The following is a 17,261-nucleotide window of genomic DNA, read 5'->3' on the forward strand; positions in this document are numbered from 1 at the left end:
CCGGCTCATAAGCCCAGGGCATCGGTCAGGGCAGCAAAACCGTCGACCACCAGGTCGCAGTCCGCATGCGGCGTCGGATCCGGCGGCCCTTGCGGCCCCCATTCGCTGGGCCGGCGGACAAAGGCCGTCCTGAAGCCGCAGGAACGGGCGGCATTCAGATCGAAGTTGTGGCAAGCCACCATCAGAATCTCCGACGGCGCCAGGTTCAGCCATTGCGCTGTTTTCAAATAGGCTTGCGGGTGCGGTTTGTAGACGCCAATCATCTCGCAGGAGATCACCGCATCCCAGTCCAGGTGGTTCTTGCGGGAAACATCCAGCACCAAGGACAGCGGCAGCATGGTGAAGGAAACAGCGGGAAGCTTTTGCCGGATGCGCGCCAGTGCCGCCGGAAAATCCGGCCAGGCCGAAAGCTGGTGCCAGGCCTGAAAAATTTGCTGCCGGTCTTGCGCATCGAATTCCTTCAGCCCGTGCCGGGCCAGTACTTCGTCCAAAGCGCTGCGATGCACATGGTCCATGTTGAACGCCGGCTGGAGTTGCCCGACGATTCCTTGCATGGCCAGGCGCCGGTAGTCATTTGTGACGGCGTGCCAATCGAGTGAAATTGCGTAGCGTTGCCCGACTCGCTGGAAAGCGCCGCAAACGCCGCTGTGCCAATCCAGGATGGTGCCTCCGGTATCGAACGCGAGTGCCCTGATCTTCATGGTCATTCTCCTGTTTGACGGAATGGCCGGAATTTACACTGATCCTCCGACCGACGTTCGCGACGGGGCGCCAGCACGGGGCTCAGGCTTCCCTCCTGAGCAGCTCGCCGAAGAAGTCCAGGAACGTCGCTACCCGCGCCAGCCGCGATGTGCCCTTGGACATCAGCGCATAAACCTCCATGCTGGCAAAGCGGTAGCGCGGCAGCACGCGCACCAGCGTTCCCGCCGCCACCGCCGCCGCCAATTCCTTTTCCGGGCGTATGCCTATGCCCAGACCGGCATAGGTGGCATCGGCCAGCACGCGGCTGTCGTCGGCCTCGAAGTTGCCGGCAACGTGGACCGTCTCCACATTGCCCTTGGCGTCGATCAAGCGCCATTCGTCTTGCGGCGGGTTGGCGACGATGCGCAGGCACACGTGTTCCGACAGATCGGACGGCGTCCTGGGTTTGCGCCGCGCCGCCAGGTAGCGCGGCGCGGCGGCCAAGGCCCAGGAAACCGAATGCAGGCGCCGCGCCGTCAAGCGGCTGTCTTTCGGTGCTCCGACATGAATCACCACGTCGAAGCCGCCGCCGATCGGGTCGACCGGCGTGTTGACCACCAGCATCTCCAGGCGCAGGTCGGGATTGGCCTCCAGAAAATCCGACAGGCCGGCCAGAATGCCGGGGCTGCAGGCGCCACCGGGCAGCGCCACGCGGATGGAACCCTGCAAGCTGTCCAGCCCCGACTTGATGGCGTCTTCCGCCGCCTTGAGTTCCTCCAGCGCGCGCCGCGCATGGGCATACAGCACTCGCCCCTCGGCCGTCACGGACACCGCACGGGTCGAGCGGCGCAGCACCTTGACGCCCAGGTTGTGCTCCAGCCGGATCACGCGCCGGCTCACCGCGTTGGTCGTCAACTGCATCAGGCGCGCCGCCGCCGACAGGCTGCCCAGTTCCACCACCAGCGTAAAGGTCTTCAGTTCATCCAGGTCGTCGAGCACTTTCATTGTCACCTCACAAGTGATTAAGCATCCATTGATTATCAACTACCGCAATGCAATGGCATGGCCGATACTGCGGCCTTGAGTAACAGAGTCCTCCGCTCGCCAACACCAGGAAACGAACATGAAAATCGAGAATGAAATCGTCATCAACCAAGCCGTCGCCGCCGTCTGGGCGATTGTGGGCGATCAATTTGGCGACGCCCAGTTGTGGGCCAGCGCGCTCACCCACACGCATGGCCATGGCCGGGCGGTTTCCGGCCAGGTCTGCGAATCGCGCACCTGCGACATCAAGGGCATGGGCCGCATCCGGGAGAAGCTGCTGGACTTCGATCCCAAGCGCCACACCCTGAAATACGAAGTGGCGGAAGGCTTCCCGTTTTTCGTCGAGCGCGGCGTCAATCGCTGGACGCTGACGGCAGAAGGCGGCGCCACCCGCGTTCAGTCGACGGCCGAGATCACGACCAAGGGCATCCTGGGCATGCTGATGGCGCCCATGATGAAGATGCAGATGGTGCGCCTGATGCGCCAGTCGCTGGAAGAACTCAAGCACTATGTGGAAACCGGCACGCCGCACCCGCGCAAGGCGAAGGCACTCGCCCCAATAACCCCTTGAAGTGGCCGGTCTTCAGGATCTTTTGTCACGCTTGACCTTCCATTTGCGACTAAGCCCGTGACAGCATTGCATTGGGCAGTGCTGCAAGCCTGACAACATTCTCGAAGGAACCCTCATGAAATCAACTTTGTTCACCGCCGGCCTACTCCTTACTGCCGCCCTGGGCGCCAGCAGCAGTTTCGCCGGCGAGATCGGCGAGAGTTATACCGGTCCTGTGTTTTCGGACACCCCCAGCAGCCTGACGCGCGAAGCGGTACGCGCCGAGTATTTTGCCGCGCAGAAAAATGGCACCTTGCCGCACACCGGTGAGCGTTATGCCGGCCCGGCCACGCCCAGCAGCCCCCCTGCAGCGACGCGTGAAGCGGTGCGTGCGGAGTATTTTGCGGCTCGGGACCATGGCCATTTGCCGCGCCTCGGTGAAGGCAGCTGATTGGGTGTGTCACTTTAAAAATCCTGAGGACGGGTCCTCGCACTGTAAGGATTACGCCCTCCCGGGCGACCAATCCGCATTGCGTCATGACGCCTGGATTTTGGAGCTCACTCAATGTCATCCCTTGTACCGCTTGCCGGCCGGTTGCCGGCAACCGGCCAGCAAACCACTCACGCCAGCGCAGTGTCCGAGACGCCATCGCTTGAAAATCAGTTACCGGCGCTGCGCCTTCGCTTGATGCGACAGGCGCGGGTCGCCGTGGCGGATGCCAGCCTGGCCGAAGACCTGGTGCAGGAGACCTTGCTGGCCATGTTCGAACAGGAAGCCAAGCACCGGGCGCAGGCCAGCTTGGCGACCTGGGGTACGGCGATACTGAAAAACAAGATCGCCGACTGGTATCGATCGCCCAACCGGAAGCGCTTTGTGCAAGCGACGGAAGAAGAATCCGACGGCGAGTTGAACGACGGTGTAGCGGCACTTTACGATGCGGTGGGGCATTATGTTCAAGAGATTCCAAGCTGGCAGCAACCGGAAAACCGCATGGAGCAACGCCAGATGTTCACGGTGCTGGAGCAATGCGTGGATTGCCTGCCCAGGCAAACGGGGCGCGTCTTCATGATGCGCGAATGGCTGGGTTTCGAGACCGCCGAAATTTGCAGCCGGCTGAATCTGAGCGCCGAGAATTGCCGCATGATTTTGCACCGTGCCCGCATGGGCCTGCGCCAATGCATGCAACATAACTGGCTGGATGCCAAGGTGGTGGCATGAACTTGCTGCGTTCCTGCAAAAAGGCGGCCGAGCTCATCACGCTGGCGCAAGACGAGCCTTTGAGCACACTCGACAAACTCCGGTTGAAGCTCCACTTTTCCATCTGCGGCAACTGCCGCAATGTGGAACAGCAAATTGCGCAAATCGGTTTGCTGATGCGCAGTCCGTTGGAGGGTGAAGATGCCTCACCCGGCAATGACGCTGCTCCTTGAACCTGTCCAACCCACCCTTAGGAGTTCCCCATGATCAAGGCTATTTGGCACAACACCCAGATTGCGCAGACCGAGCAGTTTGAAACGGTCGAAGGCAATCGCTACTTTCCACCGGATGCCCTGGACATGCGGTATTTCCGCGCCAGCGAGACCCATACCGTTTGCCCCTGGAAAGGCACTGCCAGTTATTACGACATCGTGGTCAACGGCCAAGTCAACAAGGATGCTGCCTGGTATTACCCCACGACCAAACCAGCGGCTTCAAACATTACCGGTTACGTGGGGTTTTGGCGCGGTGTTCAGGTGCTTGAGACAGCGACCAGCTAGACATCCCGCGCCAACCGGATGCCGGAAAACTGCCAGCAGGCAGCGGCTGGAAAAAAGTTGCGGTACGTAGGCCGGGAATGTCCCGTCGGCGTAGCCAGGTCGACGGACTGAAACACTTACACCTCAGCGGTACTCAGTGCAACGAACTCGCCTTCGAAGTGACCGACGGATTGACCGGCATATTCGAGAATCGCAGAAACTGTGATTCTGGCCCTCCCCTTGCGCAAAATCATGCGACTGAACGTCTCCCAGGCCGCGGCGGCCGGGATAAATGACCGTGCGGTGAAGGTTCCTGCGATTGGAAGTTCATACTTCATGGTGTTGCGCTGTATCACGAGGCGACTGGAGATACCTGACCTATTGAGGCGCGTATGCAAAAGCGACCAAGCCGCCAGGATTGCTACAGCTGAGACGCTCCCTCCAAAGACAGTGTCTCGATGATTGATGTTAGGAGCCAGGGGCGCGCTCAGCAAGACACGTTCGGGCTGCACCTCCGTTACCGAGACTTGCATCGCCTTGGACATCGGGATGTGTTCGTGCAGGTATTGTTCTAGATCGGTTGGTGTCACGACGATTTTCCTTCTTTCCAATTTAGTGCAACGGATGTCGGGAAAAGATGACTGAGAGCCTGTATTGAAAACTCCCAAAACAGACCGTCAAGACCGAAATCCCATTCATGGCCGCGCACGGAGAGAGCACCTCTTTATCGCGACTTCGATAAGGCCCGTGGAGCTTTCGCAAATCGCAGTACCGTCTCACGCATGGCCGTGGCAATTTCATCAGCTTTCGCATTGTCTTGCACCGCTCTCGCCATCTGAACGCCGCCGCTGAGCATGGCCAGCACCGCCCACGCACGGGGCCTGCGTTCACTTTCAGCCAGATGCGTCAAGCCGCTTGCGATGGTGGACACGATCCCCTCAATACCCTGCTGGTACACCACACGTACCTGCTCGCTGCCGCGGATAACTTCGCCGGTCAGACCCGGCACCGCGCAGCCATCGGCAAGATTGGCAACGTGCTCTTTGCCAAAGTAGTAGTCCACCAAGGCAATCAACCAGTCTTTATCCGGATTGGCAATGGCTTGCACCAAGTATTTTTCAAAGCTCTTCAAGCCCGCACCCACCGCCGCCTCAAACGCTGCCGCCTTCGACGGAAAGTGCTTGTAAAAGGCCCCCGATGTCACGCCCGCTTCGTGTGCCAATCCGTCCACCCCCGCGCCACCATAGCCTTCCAGCCGAAAGCCACGCCCAGCTGCCGCGAGGATATTGGCCGCGGTTTGTTGCTTCTGGTCTGATGTGTAGCGCATGAATAACCCCTCCAAGTCAATGTATTTGCTATTCTACTTGACAAGATAACGACCGTGATCTACATTTGGATCACGGTCGTTATCTAAATGATCGTGTTTGACGGCCAACGTCAGTCTTAACTCTCACATGTAGGAATATTGAAATGCCATTGACACTCACACTCACCGAAGGCGTCTTGCCAAAGGGCCAGGAAAAAGTCGCTATCGCCCGACTCACGGAGTCATTTCTGGAGCATCACGGGATGTCAGGAAATAGAGTCATGACCCCCAACATCACGGCGCACGTGAATTTAATCCCCAAAGGGTTGACGTTTTCTGGCGGCAAGGAAGTTGAAGGCGCGTGGATTGAAACCAAGACACCATCGTTTGCACTCGCTGACAACACGATTCAGGCCAGCTTCTTCGGCACTGCCACCCAAATTATTCACGACCTATCCGGCGGAAAGTTGCCAAAGGAGCGCATTTGGACAAACGGAGTTCATGCGGTCGACGGTACGTGGAACATCAACGGGGTCACATTGACCAATGTGGCGATTGGCGAAGCAGTCTCAAGGGGATGAATCGGCCGCCAATTGCGTGGCTCCGGCTAGGGGCCGACTGCACCAGTTGGGAAACAGATGGACACCAGAGCAAATTGGTTGCTCGCACATATTAGATCAAACAACACTAGGTTTAAAAATGAAGAAACATATCTGCGCACTGGCCGCTTTGACCAGCATTTTTGCAGCGACGACTGCCCAAGCGGGCGTGACGGAAAAGCAATGTCTGCCGGTCGGTGGCGTGGCACTCGGACAGTTCTACAACGGAGGCAGCGATGTGGTGGCCCCAATGCTGGGGACATTTGCCGCGGCTCGGGGCTCGGTCAAAGGCCAAAAGGAGACCGCCACCGGACTACTGCTGGAAATGGAACACGCGTTCTCAACCGGCGACGGTGGAGTCGTTAGCACTCGCGACGTCGCCGAACTCACGAAGATTCCTGGCAAAAAAGACACTTACCTGCTCGAGTTGGCATACACCGTCAACGAATCGTACGGGCGTCTGAAGGGTTATAGCGGGACGTTCAACAGCCGTGGCTCCATAAATTTGGCCACGGGCGAGGCGCTCGTCCGCTACAGCGGACAGATCTGCAAATAACGCAGCTTGGCGAGCGGCAGGACATTGCCGCTCCCCTCTGTTTGCATTTCAACGCAAAGAAAGCCGCAATATCAACTAATAAGGCACCGAGTCTGGATTGAAGACATTGACCGACGCAGTAAGCCTTCCGACGACGGCGTTTGTCGCCAGATTGCGTGGCAACCTGAGCAGGTTTGCAAACCTGCATCCTGTGAAGCCGGACGTTACGAATTGGGGCAAATAAACAAATTTGCTCCTCTACTTTCAAGAGAACACCAAATGACGAATCAAATCACCATGCACAGTGCGAGCGTGCCGATGTTTACGCAAATGCTCACCACGCTCTCAAGGGTGCTAGACAAAGCCGAGGCACACGCAACCAGCCGCAAGATCACGCCGGCCGCGCTGCTGGAAGCCCGGCTCTTCCCGGACATGTACCCAATGACCAGTCAGGTCCAGTCCACTTGCGATTTTGCCAAGGGTGCTGTCTCCAGATTGGCCGGTGTGGCCGTACCGCGCTTCGAAGACAACGAAAAAACATTCGACGAACTCAGAACACGCATCGCAAAGACCCATGCGTTCATCCAGTCGGTAGAAGCCGCCAGCATCAATGGCTCCGAAGATCGAGACATTGAGCTGAAATTTGGTGGTAAACGGCTCAGGTTCAAAGGACGGGAGTATCTCGTAGGCTTCGTCATTCCAAGCATGGTGTTTCACATGACGATAGCGTACGCAATCTTGCGTCACAACGGTGTAGAGCTTGGTAAAGCGGATTTCCTGGGCGAACTACTAGAGCGGAGCGCCGCACGATGACTGCGACATTACGTGCTCGCGGCGTCACGCCCCAGCGAGTACTACACACCATGCTGCGTGTAGGAAATCTTGAACGCTCCATCGCGTTCTACACAGAAAACCTGGGCATGCAACTCTTTCGCCAGGAGCGCTACCCCAGTGGCAGCTATACCTTGGCATTTGTCGGGTATGGCGACGAGCGCAGCGGCGCAGTCATCGAGTTGACGCACAACTGGGGCACGGACACCTACACGCATGGAGCGGCCTTCGGTCACGTTGCGCTCGCGGTGACCGATATTCAGTCAATCTGTGCATGGCTTGAGGCTGCAGGCGTGAAGGTGTTGCGTGCTCCCGGCCCCATGACTGCAAGCTCACCTGATCGAAGCGACAGCGAGGTCATCGCGTTTATTGAAGACCCTGATGGCTATCGAATCGAGTTGATCCAAGTGCGGTCGTCAGCAGAAGATCAAGACGTTTGAAGGAATATGCAATGAATATCCGGGAGATAACAATGGGAGGTGGCTAGCGGTGCAGTCTCAGCCAAATCGTCAGCCATCTCAGACTGACCCTGATGCACGAGCGATGACTGCGAGCGGCGTGGAGGGAGCTGTGATGGTCGGCTACAACATGAAGACAGCGGTAGCCACCCAGAGCCATCTGATCGTGACACGTGAAGTTGCCAATGCTGAAGTGATCGCGTGCATCTGCGCAAGTTTGCGCGGGCTCCGGGCACCACTTTGGACAAGCGACCAGCTAGACATCCCGCGCCAACCGGATGCCGGAAAACTGCCAGCAGGCAGCGGCTGGAAAAAAGTTGCGGTACGTAGGCCGGGAATGTCCCGCCGGTGTCGCCCGGGAGCCGCCGCGCAGCACGTACTGGTTGACCATGAACTTGCCGTTGTATTCGCCGACGGCACCGGCGCCGGCCCGAAAACCGGGATACGGCGCGTAGCTGGACGAGGTCCATTGCCAGGCCTCGGTGAACAGTTGGCTCAGTCCTTCTGCGTTGCCAGCCGCATGCTCCCACTCGGCCTCGGTGGGCAACCGGGCATCGGCCCAACGCGCGTAGGCATCGGCCTCGTAGTAGGAAACATGCTTCAGCGGCAGATGCGGATTGAGCGCGACCAGGCCGGCCAGCGTGAACTCCTGCCAGGCACCGTTCGACTCGCGCCAGTACAGCGGATGGGTCCGTCCCTGCGACACGCGCCAGTCCCAGCCTTCGGCCAGCCAGAACACCGGATCGGCATAGCCGCCGGCCGCAATGAAAGCCGCGTAGTCGCCATTCGTGACGAGGCGGGACGCCAATTGATAGGGCTGCAGGAACACCCGGTGGCGCGGGGTTTCGTTGTCAAAACAAAAACCTTCCCCGGTGTGGCCGATTTCAGTCACGCCACCGGCAAATACGTGCCAACCCAATTCCGGTGGCGTACCGCTGCTCGGCAATTCCTCGCCATACGCGGGAGCCAGCGGGTTGCGTGAAAACAGGTGTTGGATGTCGGTCAGCAGCAGTTCCTGGTGTTGTTGTTCGTGCTGTAGCCCGAGTTGCAGCAGCACGGTCAGCGCACCGTCCGGCGCGGCAAGCAGAGCCTGCATGCGCCGGTCGACATCGGCGCGGTAAGCCAGCACCCGCTCCAGACCGGGGCGCGTCAGCAGTCCGCGCTGCGGACGCGGGTGCTTGTCACCCACCGCGTTGTAATAGGAGTTGAACAGCACGCGAAACGCCGGATCGAAGGGTTTGAAATCCGGCTCCCAGCGTTCCAGCACAAAGGTCTCAAAAAACCAGGTCGTGTGTCCCAGATGCCATTTGGTCGGGCTGGCATCGGGCATGGACTGCACGCAACAGTCCTCGGCCGACAGGGGGGATGCCAGTGCCAGGGTGCGTTGGCGCACTCCGTGGTAGGTTTCAGCGAGTGCGGACGGGTTCATGGTGTGTGCTTCTCGACGACTGGTTTCAGGGACGGGCCAGCATGACGGCAAACCAGCCCCGCTCATCGGTCCAGACCTGGGTCCGGGGAAATCCCGCGCGACTCAGCAGTGCAACGAAATCCTCGACCCGGTATTTGTAGCTGTTTTCCGTATGGATGCGTTCGCCCCGCACAAAGCTGCGGCCGCCGCCAGGCCAGCGCACCAGGGTGTCGGTGGCGGCCACCAGATGCATCTCGATGCGGGATTCGGTGCTGTTGAAGAAAGCCAGGTGCCGCCACTGCGCCACGTCAAAGTCGCTGCCTGTCAATTGATTCACATGCTGCAACAGATTGAGGTTGAAGGCCGCCGTCACGCCGGCGGCGTCGTTGTAGGCGGCGTCCAGCACCGCCAGATCCTTCAGCAGGTCGACACCGATCAGCAGGGCGCCATCGTCGTCCAGCAGGCCGCGCATGCGCGACAGCAGCGCCAAGGCCTGCGCCGGATCGAAATTGCCGATCGACGAGCCGGGGTAGTACAGCAGCCGCTGCTGCCGCGGCAGGTCCGCCGGCAGCGCAATCTCCCGGTTCAGATCGCCGGCCACCGCGCGGATATCGATGGTGGGCAGGGCTAAGCGCAGTTCCTTCACAGACTGGTGCAGAAATTCTTCGGAAATATCGACAGCGACGAAACAGGCCGGCGCAATCAGTTCACAAAGAATTTTGGCTTTCTCGCAATTTCCGGCACCCGGTTCGATCAGCGTGCAACCGGTGCCCACGTTCGCGGCGATGGCCGCCGCGTGGGTGGCCATGATTTCCCGCTCGATGCGGGTCGGGTAATACTCGGTCAGACGGGTGATCTGTTCGAACAAGGCCGAGCCCCTGGCATCGTAGAAATACTTGGGCGAAATAGCCGGCGGCGTTTGCATCAGGCCTTCGACAATTTCCAGTTTTGTGGGCAGGGAAGTCTTGCTCATGTCGTCTCCGGCATGCATTGTGGGCCGGTATTGTGGCGTTTGCATGACCCGCCACAATGACCTTGCCATCGTCGTTGTCGCCGCCGAATGCGCTTCAACTCCTTGGCGCCAGATAGCCGTCCACCAGGTCGAAGAACTCGGCCGGAGTCTCCAGCATCGGGTAGTGTCCGGCGCCCTCGACGACTTTCATCTGGACATTTTTGAGTTGTTTCAGATAGCTTTCCCGCATGGCGCCGGGCCCCAGCGCGCCATCGTGCGCGCCCGCGATGACCAACACTGGCGTCGCCAGAGCGCCGACTTCCGCCGCAAAATTGGTCCGCGTCCAGGCGTCCAGATAGCCCAGGAAGGCAGCGCGCGTGGTGGCGCGCCTGGCCGCTTGAGTCAAGCCTTGCAGAAAGCTCTCGGCGTGACGCTTGCCGGTCAGGATGTTGAATATTTCGGTCAAGGCCGCGTCGTCGTCGGCCGCGGACTGAAAAAATGCGCGCGTCCCTTCGTCCATCGGAAAGCCCGAAGCCGCAACCGGTGCCGCGGCGATGCCCGACAACACCCTGGCCGGCGCTTTCAAGGCCATTTTTTGCAGCACCATGCCGCCCATCGAATGACCCAGAACGTGGAACTCAGGCCAGCCCAGCTCGCTGGCGAGTGCCAGGGCATCGTCCGCAATTTCATCGATTTCGTAATTTCCGTGAAGATTGCGCGAGCGCCCATAGCCGCGAAAGTCCATCTGGGCGATGCTGTAGCGAGCCTGCTCGAACCAGGGCGCGACAACGTCGTAAACCCCTTTGTCGCTGAGCCAGCCGTGCAGAACAAGCAAGCGCACAGGACCATAACCCGAAACGTGGCATCCAATAGTCATTTTGATTCTCCTCTTGTAAAAATAGGGCGCCGCCCGCCAGAGTGCGGGCGGAGATTTAACAGTGGTGATGAGGGTCCGGCGCCGGATCGGCAGCCGCCCTGCTCAGTCGACCTTGTAGGCCGAGAACACGGCGTCCACCGGCGTGGCCAGCAGATGGTTGGTGTAGTTGCTCAGGGTCTTCACGGCGATGGCCAGCACGATGTAGAGCACGTCTTTTTCCTGGAATCCGGCGGCCAGAAACCCCTGCACGGTGGCGGCGCTGGGGCGTCCTTGCGTGCTCACCATCTCCGTCGTCAAGGTGTACAGGGCGGAGAGCCGGGCGCACGGAATCGGCTGACGGCTGCGGATCGCCTGCAACACATCGGCCGGCACGCCCGACTTCTTGTCGGCCATCATGCTGTGCGCCGCCGTGCAGTAGTTGCAGCCGTTGACCTGGCTGACGGCCAGGAACACCACTTCCTGTTCCGACGGCTTCAGGCCGGACTCGGAGCGGAACAAGGCATAACCATGCAGGTAGGTGTCCAGCACGGCCGGCGTATTGGCCATGTTGGCGTACATATTGGGCAGGAATCCGACTTGCTTGACGGCGCGGTCGAGAATCTCTTTTTGCGCGCCCTCGGCCGTGACGGGAGCGATCGGACGCAAGGTGTGGAGAATGGCTTGGGCAGACATGGGAAGCTTTCTTGAATGAGGGTTTGAAAAAAATGTCAGCGGCCTTTTCCGGTCAGGCAACCGACACAACCCGATGCTAGAAAGCTAACGCCTTGCCGTGTCTACCGTGCGTCTCGCTTTGTTGTCCCGGCGTCCTGCCGCGCCTTCAGCCATGCCGTTGGCGAGCAGCCCAGTTTTCTGGCAAAAGCCCGCGTCAGGGCGCTGGCGCTGCCATAGCCGACGTCGTCGGCGACATGCTTCAATGGCCGGCCCCGCTGCAACAGATGCTGCGCCGTCATGATGCGCCACGAAGCCACATAGTCGGCCGGGGTTTCGCCGGTGACCTCGCGAAACCGGACGGCAAAACGCGCGCGCGACATGCCCGCCAAAGCCGCCATGCCGGCCAGGTCGCGCTCGCGTGCCGGGTCCTTGTGGATAGCGGTCAGCGCCTTCGCCAGGCGCAGGTCGGCCAGCCCGGCCAGGGTGCCACCCTGCGTCAAGCCGTGCGCCATGCAATAGCGCAGCAGGCGAATCATCAGCACCTCGCACAAGCGGTCCAGCACCGCTTGGCGGCCACATTGATCGGCGAAGGCCTCGTCGAACATCAGGTCCAGCAATTCCTGCACTTTCGCCAGCTCGGTCAGTTTGATCAGCACCACGCCGGGCAGCGAATCGGTGATGGGATTGCTGCCGCCGCCGCCGAAGCGGACCGTGGCGCAGACCACATCGGCGCCGGTCCGCTCGTCGGTGATCAGGCGGTGCCGGTCCGGGCGCGGCAGAAACAACAGGCTGGGCTCCATGATGTCGATCACGCCGTGGCGCTCCCCTATCACTTGCACCGGTCCGCGCTTGACCAGATGGATGTGTCCGCGCTGGCTGTCGGCGGCGTAATCGTGAACGCCGCAGATGTTGCCGGTATAGAACACGCCGGCGTGCAGCGAGAAGTGAGCCAGCAGGCTTGTCAGTGTGTCCATCGCTCAATCAATACGTTTGGTCGTTCGAATAATACTTTGAAACACTTTTCGCACTCCGTTGCGTCCTAAAGTTTGAGCCTCAAGCAAGTCAATTGATCGATTGGAGAAAACGATGCCCAACATCACCCTGTACAGCTCGCAAGGCTGCGGCTATTGCCAGAGCGCGGAATACCTGCTCAAGCGCAAGGGGGTCAGCCACTTACGCAAGATTCGCGTCGACTCGGAGCCGGGGCAACTGGAAGCCATGATTGCCAGGACCGGGCGCCGCACCGTGCCGCAAATCTACATTGGAGATTTCCATGTCGGCGGTTTTGACGATCTGGCGGCACTGGACCGCTCGGGGCGCCTGGACGAGTTGTTGCGCGACTGAAGACTTCCATGCCGGAAGAAATCTGCCAACGCAAGTGTAAGAAAGTGGCGCAGTCCCCGACTACCTGATAGCAGGGCGCACCAGAGGGTGTTCCTTGCTGCCTTTCACACCACTTGTCAAACTCTCAAAGGACTATGAAATGAAAAACCAGACTACCACTGCCCGCTACGCATCCGCCGCCGCCCTGGCCTTGGCCATGAGCGCCGCCCTGACCATTGCCGCCACGCCGGCGGCAGCCCAGATGCCCGACAAGGACAAATGTTTCGGCGTCGCGCTCAAAGGCAAAAACGATTGCAAGGCGGGTGCCGGGACCACGTGCGCCGGAACTTCCAAGATCGACTACCAAGGCAATGCCTGGTCCATGGTGCCCAAGGGCAGTTGCGAAAAGACCGTGTCCAAGACCTCGCCCACGGGCTTTGGCCAGATGACGGAGTTCAAGGAAGTCAAGGCCTGATTCTTCCAGCGCAAAAGCGGAGCACCTGACATGCCAGACCCATTTAACTTGCTGTCGCCGCAGCCGGGTGCTCCCGCCCACGCATTGCCCAAGCGCTCCGGCGTGGGCCTGAAGCCGGAACATTTCCGGGAGATTCTGGAAACCCAACCCGACATCGGTTTCTTCGAAGTCCACGCCGAGAACTACATGGTGGCGGGCGGTCCCTTCCACCATTACCTGGGCCGCATCCGCGAGCGCTATCCGCTCTCGATCCATGGCGTGGCGCTGTCCATCGGCGCCGATGCGCCGCTGAGCCGCAGCCATCTGGATGCGCTGGCCGCTTTGCTGCAGCGCTACCAGCCGCAATCCTTTTCCGAACATCTGGCCTGGTCCACCCACAGCGATGTTTTTTTGAACGATTTGCTGCCGCTGCCCTACACCGCCGCCACCTTGCAGCGCGTCTGCGAGCACATCGACCAGGTGCAGTCGCACCTGAAACGCCGCATGCTGCTGGAGAACCCCGCCACCTACGTCGAGTTTGCCGAATCAATCATGGACGAGGCGACGTTTCTCAGCGAGGTGGTGCGCCGCACCGGCTGTGGCCTGCTGCTGGACGTGAACAACGTCTACGTTTGCAGCGTCAACCACCGGCGCGACGCACGGGCCTACATCCGGTCCCTGCCCCTGTCCGAGGTCGGCGAAATACATCTGGCGGGCTTTGCTCGCCAGCAGGACAGCCTGGGCGATGACTTGTTGATCGACAGCCATGGCTCGCCGGTGGCCCAGGCGGTATGGGACTTGTATGCCTTCACACTGAACCTGACCGGCGCCGTGGCCACCTTGATCGAACGCGACAACGACGTGCCGCCTTGGCCCGTGCTGTTCGCCGAGGCCCAACTGGCCGAGCGGCAGTTGCGTGCCCTGCCAAGCGGCGCCGCGCATGAGCCCGTGGCTGACCGGGTGGAGCTTGCCGCATGATGGGCCAGACCGCCTTTGTCCAGGCCTTGTTCGATCCCCGACTGGCCTGCCCCAGCGGCCTGAAGACCTGGAACGGCTCCGACCCCGAGACCCGCTTCGCGGTCTACCGCAACAATGTGGTGGTGTCCTTGATAGACGCGCTGGCCGATACTTTTCCGGTGCTGCAGGAACTGGTGGGCGAGGAATTTTTCCGCGCCATGGCCGGGGTTTTTGTTCGCGCCCAGCCGCCGCGCTCGCGCCTGATGGCGTATTACGGCGAAGCGTTCCCGGACTTTGTAGCCTCCTTCGCCCCGGCCGCCTCGCTGCCTTATCTGGCCGACGTGGCGCGCCTGGAAATGGCCTGGGTGCAGGCTTACCACGCCGCCGATGTGCCGCCTTTGGAGCCTGAAGCCCTGCCGGCCGCGCTGGCCGACCCGCAACAACTCATGTCCTTGCGGCTGAGCCTGCACCCTTCAGTGCAGGTAATCGAATCGGCGTTCGCCATTTTTTCGCTGTGGGCGGCGCACCAGGGTGCCTTGTCCATTTCCGCGGTCGATCCTGCGCTGGCACAGACGGCACTGGTTTTCAGGAACGGACTGGACGTGCAAGTACTTGAAATTGGCGCCGGGGCCGGACAGTTTGTCAAAGCTCTGCAACAGGGCCAAGCGCTGCTCATGGCAGCGCAAGCCGCCAGCGACGCAGATCAGGCGTTCGATCTGGCCGACGCGCTGGCCTTGCTGATCCGCTGGCAGCTCATCACCCGCCTCACTCCCGGAGACACAACACCATGATGGCAAAAACCAATCAACTGCCGGCACTTGCCACCAGCCAGACGCTATCGGCACCCGCTCTGCTGCGTCGCTTTATCGTCATCTGCCAGCACATCCCTCATTCCCTGGTCGCGCTGCTGGCCCGCTTCTCGATTGCCGCGGTGTTCTGGAAGTCCGGCGAAACCAAGATCCAGGGCTTCGCGTTCGACATCGTGAATAGGGAGTTCACCGTCGGCTGGCCGCGCCTGTCGGATTCGGTAGTTGGACTGTTCAAGGAGGAATACCACCTGCCCTTCATCGCCCCTGAAATCGCGGCGCCGATGGCAGCTCTCGCGGAACACTTTTTCCCCGTCATGCTTTTGCTGGGGCTGGCCACCCGCCTGTCCGCCCTGGCCTTGCTGGGCATGACGCTCACCATCCAGCTCTTCGTCTATCCGGATGCCTACCCCACCCACGGCACCTGGGCCGCCGTGCTCCTGTACCTGTTGGCGCAGGGTCCCGGCAAACTGTCGCTGGACCACTGGATCGCGCAACGCTATCGCTGAGCCGACGCCACGGCCCGCGCCGACGCGCGAGTCAGCGATTCAGGCCGAACAATTCAACATCCACTGCACGCCAAAGCGGTCGGTCAGCTTGCCGTAGTAGTCGCCCCAAGGCTGAATGCCCAGCGGTGTCGTGACCTTGCCACCCTCGGCCAGCAAGCCGAAAAGCTGCGCCGTGCGTTCCCGCTCCCGCAGCATCAGGATGTGCGCCGAGCCCCGCATCGGTTCGGCATCATCGTTATCCGAGGCATAAAAGAGCACGCCCGGCCCTTCGAACCTGGCGTGCATGATCTTGCCGCGCAGTGCCTCGCTTTTTACCGGCATGCCGCCAACGCCGTAGCGCAGCGCCTCAACGACTTTGCCAAGGCCGCACTGGGTATAGAACGCCAGCGCCGGCTCGCAACTGGTGGTGAAGAAAAGATAGTTTGACAATTGCATGATGGATGTTCCTGGTGAGATCCGAAATTCAGGACACCGTTCCAGCCAAGTCTGCCTGATGCAGATTGCTTTCGCAAGTCAGGAACCAAGGCGCAGGCGTGTGGGGGTCGGTGGTTTGCGTTGGTAGCACACCAACCCTGCTTGAAAGATCAGGTTGGTGGGGCGCTCAGCGCAGCGGCATAAAGGAGGAGACCGAAGGTCGGGGGACAGCCGCGGAGCTGAGTGCCCCAGCAGCCTGATCCACCCGAATCACTGAACGGGCTCTGGCATGTCATCATTTCGAGAAGAATGCATGAGTGCGATCAAGTAGCGCGCCAACCAAATTCATGACCGTTCAAGTCACCACAGTTGATTGATCAGGAATTTGTTGTATGATGACGGTCATATAAAACAATATCGACACTCGCCATGCGCTATCCCGCCGAGCAGAAAGCACAGACACATCAGCAGATCGTGGAACTGGCCGCGCGGGAATTTCGCAGCAAGGGCTTGCAGGGGATTGGCATCGCCAATCTGATGGCGCAGGTGGGTCTGACGCACGGCGGTTTCTATGCCCATTTCAAGGATCGTGACGCGCTGGTGGAAGAGGCGGCGGTCTGTGCCGCGGAACAAAGCTTTCAGCAGCTGATGGACGCGGCGGATGGTGCCCCGCCCGGCGCTGAAGTTGCTGCGATGCTGGACTATTACCTGAGTCCCGAACACCGCGACGAGCCAGGCCAGGGCTGCGTGCTGCCGGCGCTGGCGGCGGAGATCGCCGGGCAACCCGACCCGGTGCGAAAAGCCTTCACCAAGTCGCTGAGGGCGAACGTGGGAAAAATGGCCAGGTACATGCCGGGGAATGACGAAAAGACCCGATTGACACGGGCCATGGCGCTGATTTCCGGCATGGCCGGCGGCGTCCTGGTGGCACGCGCTATCAGCGACCCAAAGCTCAGCTCCATGCTGCTCGAATCGGTTCGCACACAGTTGTTGAATTTGCATGGCACATGGTGCAACTGAGAGCGCCGCCTTTTTTTTGAATTAGTAACCATCCCCCGGCAAAGCCGGGGGCTTTCAAATTGTGAGCCGCTCAAAGCGGCAAAACGGGGTCGCTAACGCGGCCCCAACCCTTGGTGCCACCGTTTCGGTGGCCGTTTATCTCCACAGCC

General features: G+C 60.4%; 25 protein-coding genes. 15 read left to right on the plus strand and 10 right to left on the minus strand.

Features of this window, described 5'->3' with window-relative positions; genetic code table 11:
- Positions 1–5 precede the first annotated feature (5 nt).
- Together PHS32_RS00865 and PHS32_RS00870 are read right to left on the minus strand one after the other, a co-directional pair.
- Entirely contained in the window at positions 6–701 is a 696-nt protein-coding gene (locus tag PHS32_RS00865; RefSeq protein ID WP_301076858.1) for a haloacid dehalogenase type II, read from the minus strand.
- A gap of 82 nt (positions 702–783) precedes the next feature.
- The gene (locus tag PHS32_RS00870) at positions 784–1,686 is read right to left on the minus strand and encodes a LysR family transcriptional regulator (protein WP_301076859.1); all 903 of its coding nucleotides are present in this window, start codon (positions 1,684–1,686) and stop codon (positions 784–786) included.
- Between the two features lie 118 nt (positions 1,687–1,804).
- On the opposite strand from PHS32_RS00870, the gene PHS32_RS00875 reads away from it, so the two are divergent.
- The 5 genes from PHS32_RS00875 (at position 1,805) to PHS32_RS00895 (ending at position 4,033) form a co-directional block, all read left to right on the plus strand.
- Entirely contained in the window at positions 1,805–2,296 is a 492-nt protein-coding gene (locus PHS32_RS00875) for an SRPBCC family protein (protein ID WP_301076860.1), read from the plus strand.
- Between the two features lie 115 nt (positions 2,297–2,411).
- Positions 2,412–2,726, plus strand: coding sequence for a DUF4148 domain-containing protein (locus PHS32_RS00880; RefSeq protein ID WP_301076861.1), 315 nt, complete (start codon positions 2,412–2,414; stop codon positions 2,724–2,726).
- Between the two features lie 114 nt (positions 2,727–2,840).
- A complete protein-coding gene (locus PHS32_RS00885; protein ID WP_301076862.1) occupies positions 2,841–3,494 on the plus strand; it encodes a sigma-70 family RNA polymerase sigma factor in 654 nt (217 codons plus the stop codon).
- Positions 3,491–3,706: a zf-HC2 domain-containing protein gene (locus tag PHS32_RS00890; protein WP_301076863.1), complete on the plus strand. Its 216-nt coding sequence runs from the start codon at positions 3,491–3,493 to the stop codon at positions 3,704–3,706. Before PHS32_RS00885 ends, PHS32_RS00890 begins: the two co-directional genes overlap by 4 nt.
- Before the next feature lie 30 nt (positions 3,707–3,736).
- Positions 3,737–4,033, plus strand: coding sequence for a DUF427 domain-containing protein (locus PHS32_RS00895; RefSeq protein WP_366143452.1), 297 nt, complete (start codon positions 3,737–3,739; stop codon positions 4,031–4,033).
- A 116-nt stretch (positions 4,034–4,149) separates the two neighbouring features.
- Here PHS32_RS00895 and PHS32_RS00900 read toward each other — a convergent pair whose 3' ends face one another.
- Positions 4,150–4,602 carry a YiiD C-terminal domain-containing protein gene (locus tag PHS32_RS00900; protein ID WP_301076864.1) on the minus strand — a complete coding sequence of 151 codons (453 nt, stop codon included), beginning with the start codon at positions 4,600–4,602 and terminating at the stop codon, positions 4,150–4,152.
- 134 nt (positions 4,603–4,736) lie between these two features.
- A complete protein-coding gene (locus PHS32_RS00905; protein ID WP_301076865.1) occupies positions 4,737–5,339 on the minus strand; it encodes a TetR/AcrR family transcriptional regulator in 603 nt (200 codons plus the stop codon).
- Positions 5,340–5,482: 143 nt separating this feature from the next.
- Between PHS32_RS00905 and PHS32_RS00910 the strand changes: the two genes are divergently transcribed.
- From PHS32_RS00910 to gloA, 4 genes are all read left to right on the plus strand, one after another.
- On the plus strand, positions 5,483–5,899 hold the full coding sequence (locus PHS32_RS00910) for a 4-oxalocrotonate tautomerase (RefSeq protein ID WP_301076866.1): 417 nt from the start codon (positions 5,483–5,485) through the stop codon (positions 5,897–5,899).
- Between the two features lie 118 nt (positions 5,900–6,017).
- Positions 6,018–6,473 carry a hypothetical protein gene (locus tag PHS32_RS00915; RefSeq protein WP_301076867.1) on the plus strand — a complete coding sequence of 152 codons (456 nt, stop codon included), beginning with the start codon at positions 6,018–6,020 and terminating at the stop codon, positions 6,471–6,473.
- Between the two features lie 258 nt (positions 6,474–6,731).
- Entirely contained in the window at positions 6,732–7,265 is a 534-nt protein-coding gene (locus PHS32_RS00920; RefSeq protein WP_301076868.1) for a DUF1993 family protein, read from the plus strand.
- A complete protein-coding gene (gene gloA, locus PHS32_RS00925) occupies positions 7,262–7,723 on the plus strand; it encodes a lactoylglutathione lyase (RefSeq protein ID WP_301076869.1) in 462 nt (153 codons plus the stop codon). The genes PHS32_RS00920 and gloA overlap by 4 nt, the downstream gene beginning before the upstream one ends.
- Before the next feature lie 274 nt (positions 7,724–7,997).
- On the opposite strand, the gene egtB is transcribed toward gloA, so the two are convergent.
- From egtB to PHS32_RS00950, 5 genes are all read right to left on the minus strand, one after another.
- The gene (gene egtB, locus PHS32_RS00930; protein WP_301076870.1) at positions 7,998–9,170 is read right to left on the minus strand and encodes an ergothioneine biosynthesis protein EgtB; all 1,173 of its coding nucleotides are present in this window, start codon (positions 9,168–9,170) and stop codon (positions 7,998–8,000) included.
- Between the two features lie 25 nt (positions 9,171–9,195).
- Positions 9,196–10,122, minus strand: coding sequence for an L-histidine N(alpha)-methyltransferase (egtD, locus tag PHS32_RS00935; protein WP_301076871.1), 927 nt, complete (start codon positions 10,120–10,122; stop codon positions 9,196–9,198).
- A gap of 94 nt (positions 10,123–10,216) precedes the next feature.
- Positions 10,217–10,978: an alpha/beta hydrolase gene (locus PHS32_RS00940; protein WP_301076872.1), complete on the minus strand. Its 762-nt coding sequence runs from the start codon at positions 10,976–10,978 to the stop codon at positions 10,217–10,219.
- A 102-nt stretch (positions 10,979–11,080) separates the two neighbouring features.
- Positions 11,081–11,650: a carboxymuconolactone decarboxylase family protein gene (locus PHS32_RS00945; protein ID WP_301076873.1), complete on the minus strand. Its 570-nt coding sequence runs from the start codon at positions 11,648–11,650 to the stop codon at positions 11,081–11,083.
- Positions 11,651–11,751: 101 nt separating this feature from the next.
- Positions 11,752–12,603: an AraC family transcriptional regulator gene (locus tag PHS32_RS00950; protein ID WP_301076874.1), complete on the minus strand. Its 852-nt coding sequence runs from the start codon at positions 12,601–12,603 to the stop codon at positions 11,752–11,754.
- A gap of 112 nt (positions 12,604–12,715) precedes the next feature.
- On the opposite strand from PHS32_RS00950, the gene grxC reads away from it, so the two are divergent.
- The 5 genes from grxC to PHS32_RS00975 all read left to right on the plus strand — a co-directional run bounded on the left by grxC (position 12,716) and on the right by PHS32_RS00975 (position 15,678).
- Positions 12,716–12,973: a glutaredoxin 3 gene (grxC, locus tag PHS32_RS00955; RefSeq protein WP_301076875.1), complete on the plus strand. Its 258-nt coding sequence runs from the start codon at positions 12,716–12,718 to the stop codon at positions 12,971–12,973.
- A 139-nt stretch (positions 12,974–13,112) separates the two neighbouring features.
- Entirely contained in the window at positions 13,113–13,427 is a 315-nt protein-coding gene (locus PHS32_RS00960; RefSeq protein WP_301076876.1) for a DUF2282 domain-containing protein, read from the plus strand.
- A gap of 30 nt (positions 13,428–13,457) precedes the next feature.
- On the plus strand, positions 13,458–14,384 hold the full coding sequence (locus PHS32_RS00965; RefSeq protein ID WP_301076877.1) for a DUF692 domain-containing protein: 927 nt from the start codon (positions 13,458–13,460) through the stop codon (positions 14,382–14,384).
- Positions 14,381–15,154, plus strand: coding sequence for a DNA-binding domain-containing protein (locus PHS32_RS00970; protein ID WP_301076878.1), 774 nt, complete (start codon positions 14,381–14,383; stop codon positions 15,152–15,154). Before PHS32_RS00965 ends, PHS32_RS00970 begins: the two co-directional genes overlap by 4 nt.
- Complete coding sequence (locus tag PHS32_RS00975) at positions 15,151–15,678, plus strand: DoxX family protein (RefSeq protein ID WP_301076879.1); 528 nt, start codon at positions 15,151–15,153, stop codon at positions 15,676–15,678. The genes PHS32_RS00970 and PHS32_RS00975 overlap by 4 nt, the downstream gene beginning before the upstream one ends.
- 39 nt (positions 15,679–15,717) lie before the next feature.
- On the opposite strand, the gene PHS32_RS00980 is transcribed toward PHS32_RS00975, so the two are convergent.
- Positions 15,718–16,113: a glyoxalase/bleomycin resistance/extradiol dioxygenase family protein gene (locus tag PHS32_RS00980; RefSeq protein ID WP_301076880.1), complete on the minus strand. Its 396-nt coding sequence runs from the start codon at positions 16,111–16,113 to the stop codon at positions 15,718–15,720.
- Positions 16,114–16,521: 408 nt separating this feature from the next.
- Between PHS32_RS00980 and PHS32_RS00985 the strand changes: the two genes are divergently transcribed.
- Positions 16,522–17,112 carry a TetR/AcrR family transcriptional regulator gene (locus PHS32_RS00985; RefSeq protein ID WP_301076881.1) on the plus strand — a complete coding sequence of 197 codons (591 nt, stop codon included), beginning with the start codon at positions 16,522–16,524 and terminating at the stop codon, positions 17,110–17,112.
- Positions 17,113–17,261 lie beyond the last annotated feature (149 nt).

It is taken from the genome of Rhodoferax sp. (assembly GCF_028714215.1).
Classification (GTDB): domain Bacteria; phylum Pseudomonadota; class Gammaproteobacteria; order Burkholderiales; family Burkholderiaceae_C; genus Rhodoferax.

Bases quoted from the DNA above. Each gene is read 5' to 3' on its own strand.
- PHS32_RS00865 (WP_301076858.1), bottom strand. From the start codon at position 701: ATGAAGATCAGGGCACTCGCGTTCGATACCGGAGGCACCATCCTGGAT.
- PHS32_RS00870 (WP_301076859.1), bottom strand. From the start codon at position 1,686: ATGAAAGTGCTCGACGACCTGGATGAACTGAAGACCTTTACGCTGGTG.
- PHS32_RS00875 (WP_301076860.1), top strand. From the start codon at position 1,805: ATGAAAATCGAGAATGAAATCGTCATCAACCAAGCCGTCGCCGCCGTC.
- PHS32_RS00880 (WP_301076861.1), top strand. From the start codon at position 2,412: ATGAAATCAACTTTGTTCACCGCCGGCCTACTCCTTACTGCCGCCCTG.
- PHS32_RS00885 (WP_301076862.1), top strand. From the start codon at position 2,841: ATGTCATCCCTTGTACCGCTTGCCGGCCGGTTGCCGGCAACCGGCCAG.
- PHS32_RS00890 (WP_301076863.1), top strand. From the start codon at position 3,491: ATGAACTTGCTGCGTTCCTGCAAAAAGGCGGCCGAGCTCATCACGCTG.
- PHS32_RS00895 (WP_366143452.1), top strand. From the start codon at position 3,737: ATGATCAAGGCTATTTGGCACAACACCCAGATTGCGCAGACCGAGCAG.
- PHS32_RS00905 (WP_301076865.1), bottom strand. From the start codon at position 5,339: ATGCGCTACACATCAGACCAGAAGCAACAAACCGCGGCCAATATCCTC.
- PHS32_RS00910 (WP_301076866.1), top strand. From the start codon at position 5,483: ATGCCATTGACACTCACACTCACCGAAGGCGTCTTGCCAAAGGGCCAG.
- PHS32_RS00915 (WP_301076867.1), top strand. From the start codon at position 6,018: ATGAAGAAACATATCTGCGCACTGGCCGCTTTGACCAGCATTTTTGCA.
- PHS32_RS00920 (WP_301076868.1), top strand. From the start codon at position 6,732: ATGACGAATCAAATCACCATGCACAGTGCGAGCGTGCCGATGTTTACG.
- gloA (WP_301076869.1), top strand. From the start codon at position 7,262: ATGACTGCGACATTACGTGCTCGCGGCGTCACGCCCCAGCGAGTACTA.
- egtB (WP_301076870.1), bottom strand. From the start codon at position 9,170: ATGAACCCGTCCGCACTCGCTGAAACCTACCACGGAGTGCGCCAACGC.
- egtD (WP_301076871.1), bottom strand. From the start codon at position 10,122: ATGAGCAAGACTTCCCTGCCCACAAAACTGGAAATTGTCGAAGGCCTG.
- PHS32_RS00940 (WP_301076872.1), bottom strand. From the start codon at position 10,978: ATGACTATTGGATGCCACGTTTCGGGTTATGGTCCTGTGCGCTTGCTT.
- PHS32_RS00945 (WP_301076873.1), bottom strand. From the start codon at position 11,650: ATGTCTGCCCAAGCCATTCTCCACACCTTGCGTCCGATCGCTCCCGTC.
- PHS32_RS00950 (WP_301076874.1), bottom strand. From the start codon at position 12,603: ATGGACACACTGACAAGCCTGCTGGCTCACTTCTCGCTGCACGCCGGC.
- grxC (WP_301076875.1), top strand. From the start codon at position 12,716: ATGCCCAACATCACCCTGTACAGCTCGCAAGGCTGCGGCTATTGCCAG.
- PHS32_RS00960 (WP_301076876.1), top strand. From the start codon at position 13,113: ATGAAAAACCAGACTACCACTGCCCGCTACGCATCCGCCGCCGCCCTG.
- PHS32_RS00965 (WP_301076877.1), top strand. From the start codon at position 13,458: ATGCCAGACCCATTTAACTTGCTGTCGCCGCAGCCGGGTGCTCCCGCC.
- PHS32_RS00970 (WP_301076878.1), top strand. From the start codon at position 14,381: ATGATGGGCCAGACCGCCTTTGTCCAGGCCTTGTTCGATCCCCGACTG.
- PHS32_RS00975 (WP_301076879.1), top strand. From the start codon at position 15,151: ATGATGGCAAAAACCAATCAACTGCCGGCACTTGCCACCAGCCAGACG.
- PHS32_RS00980 (WP_301076880.1), bottom strand. From the start codon at position 16,113: ATGCAATTGTCAAACTATCTTTTCTTCACCACCAGTTGCGAGCCGGCG.
- PHS32_RS00985 (WP_301076881.1), top strand. From the start codon at position 16,522: ATGCGCTATCCCGCCGAGCAGAAAGCACAGACACATCAGCAGATCGTG.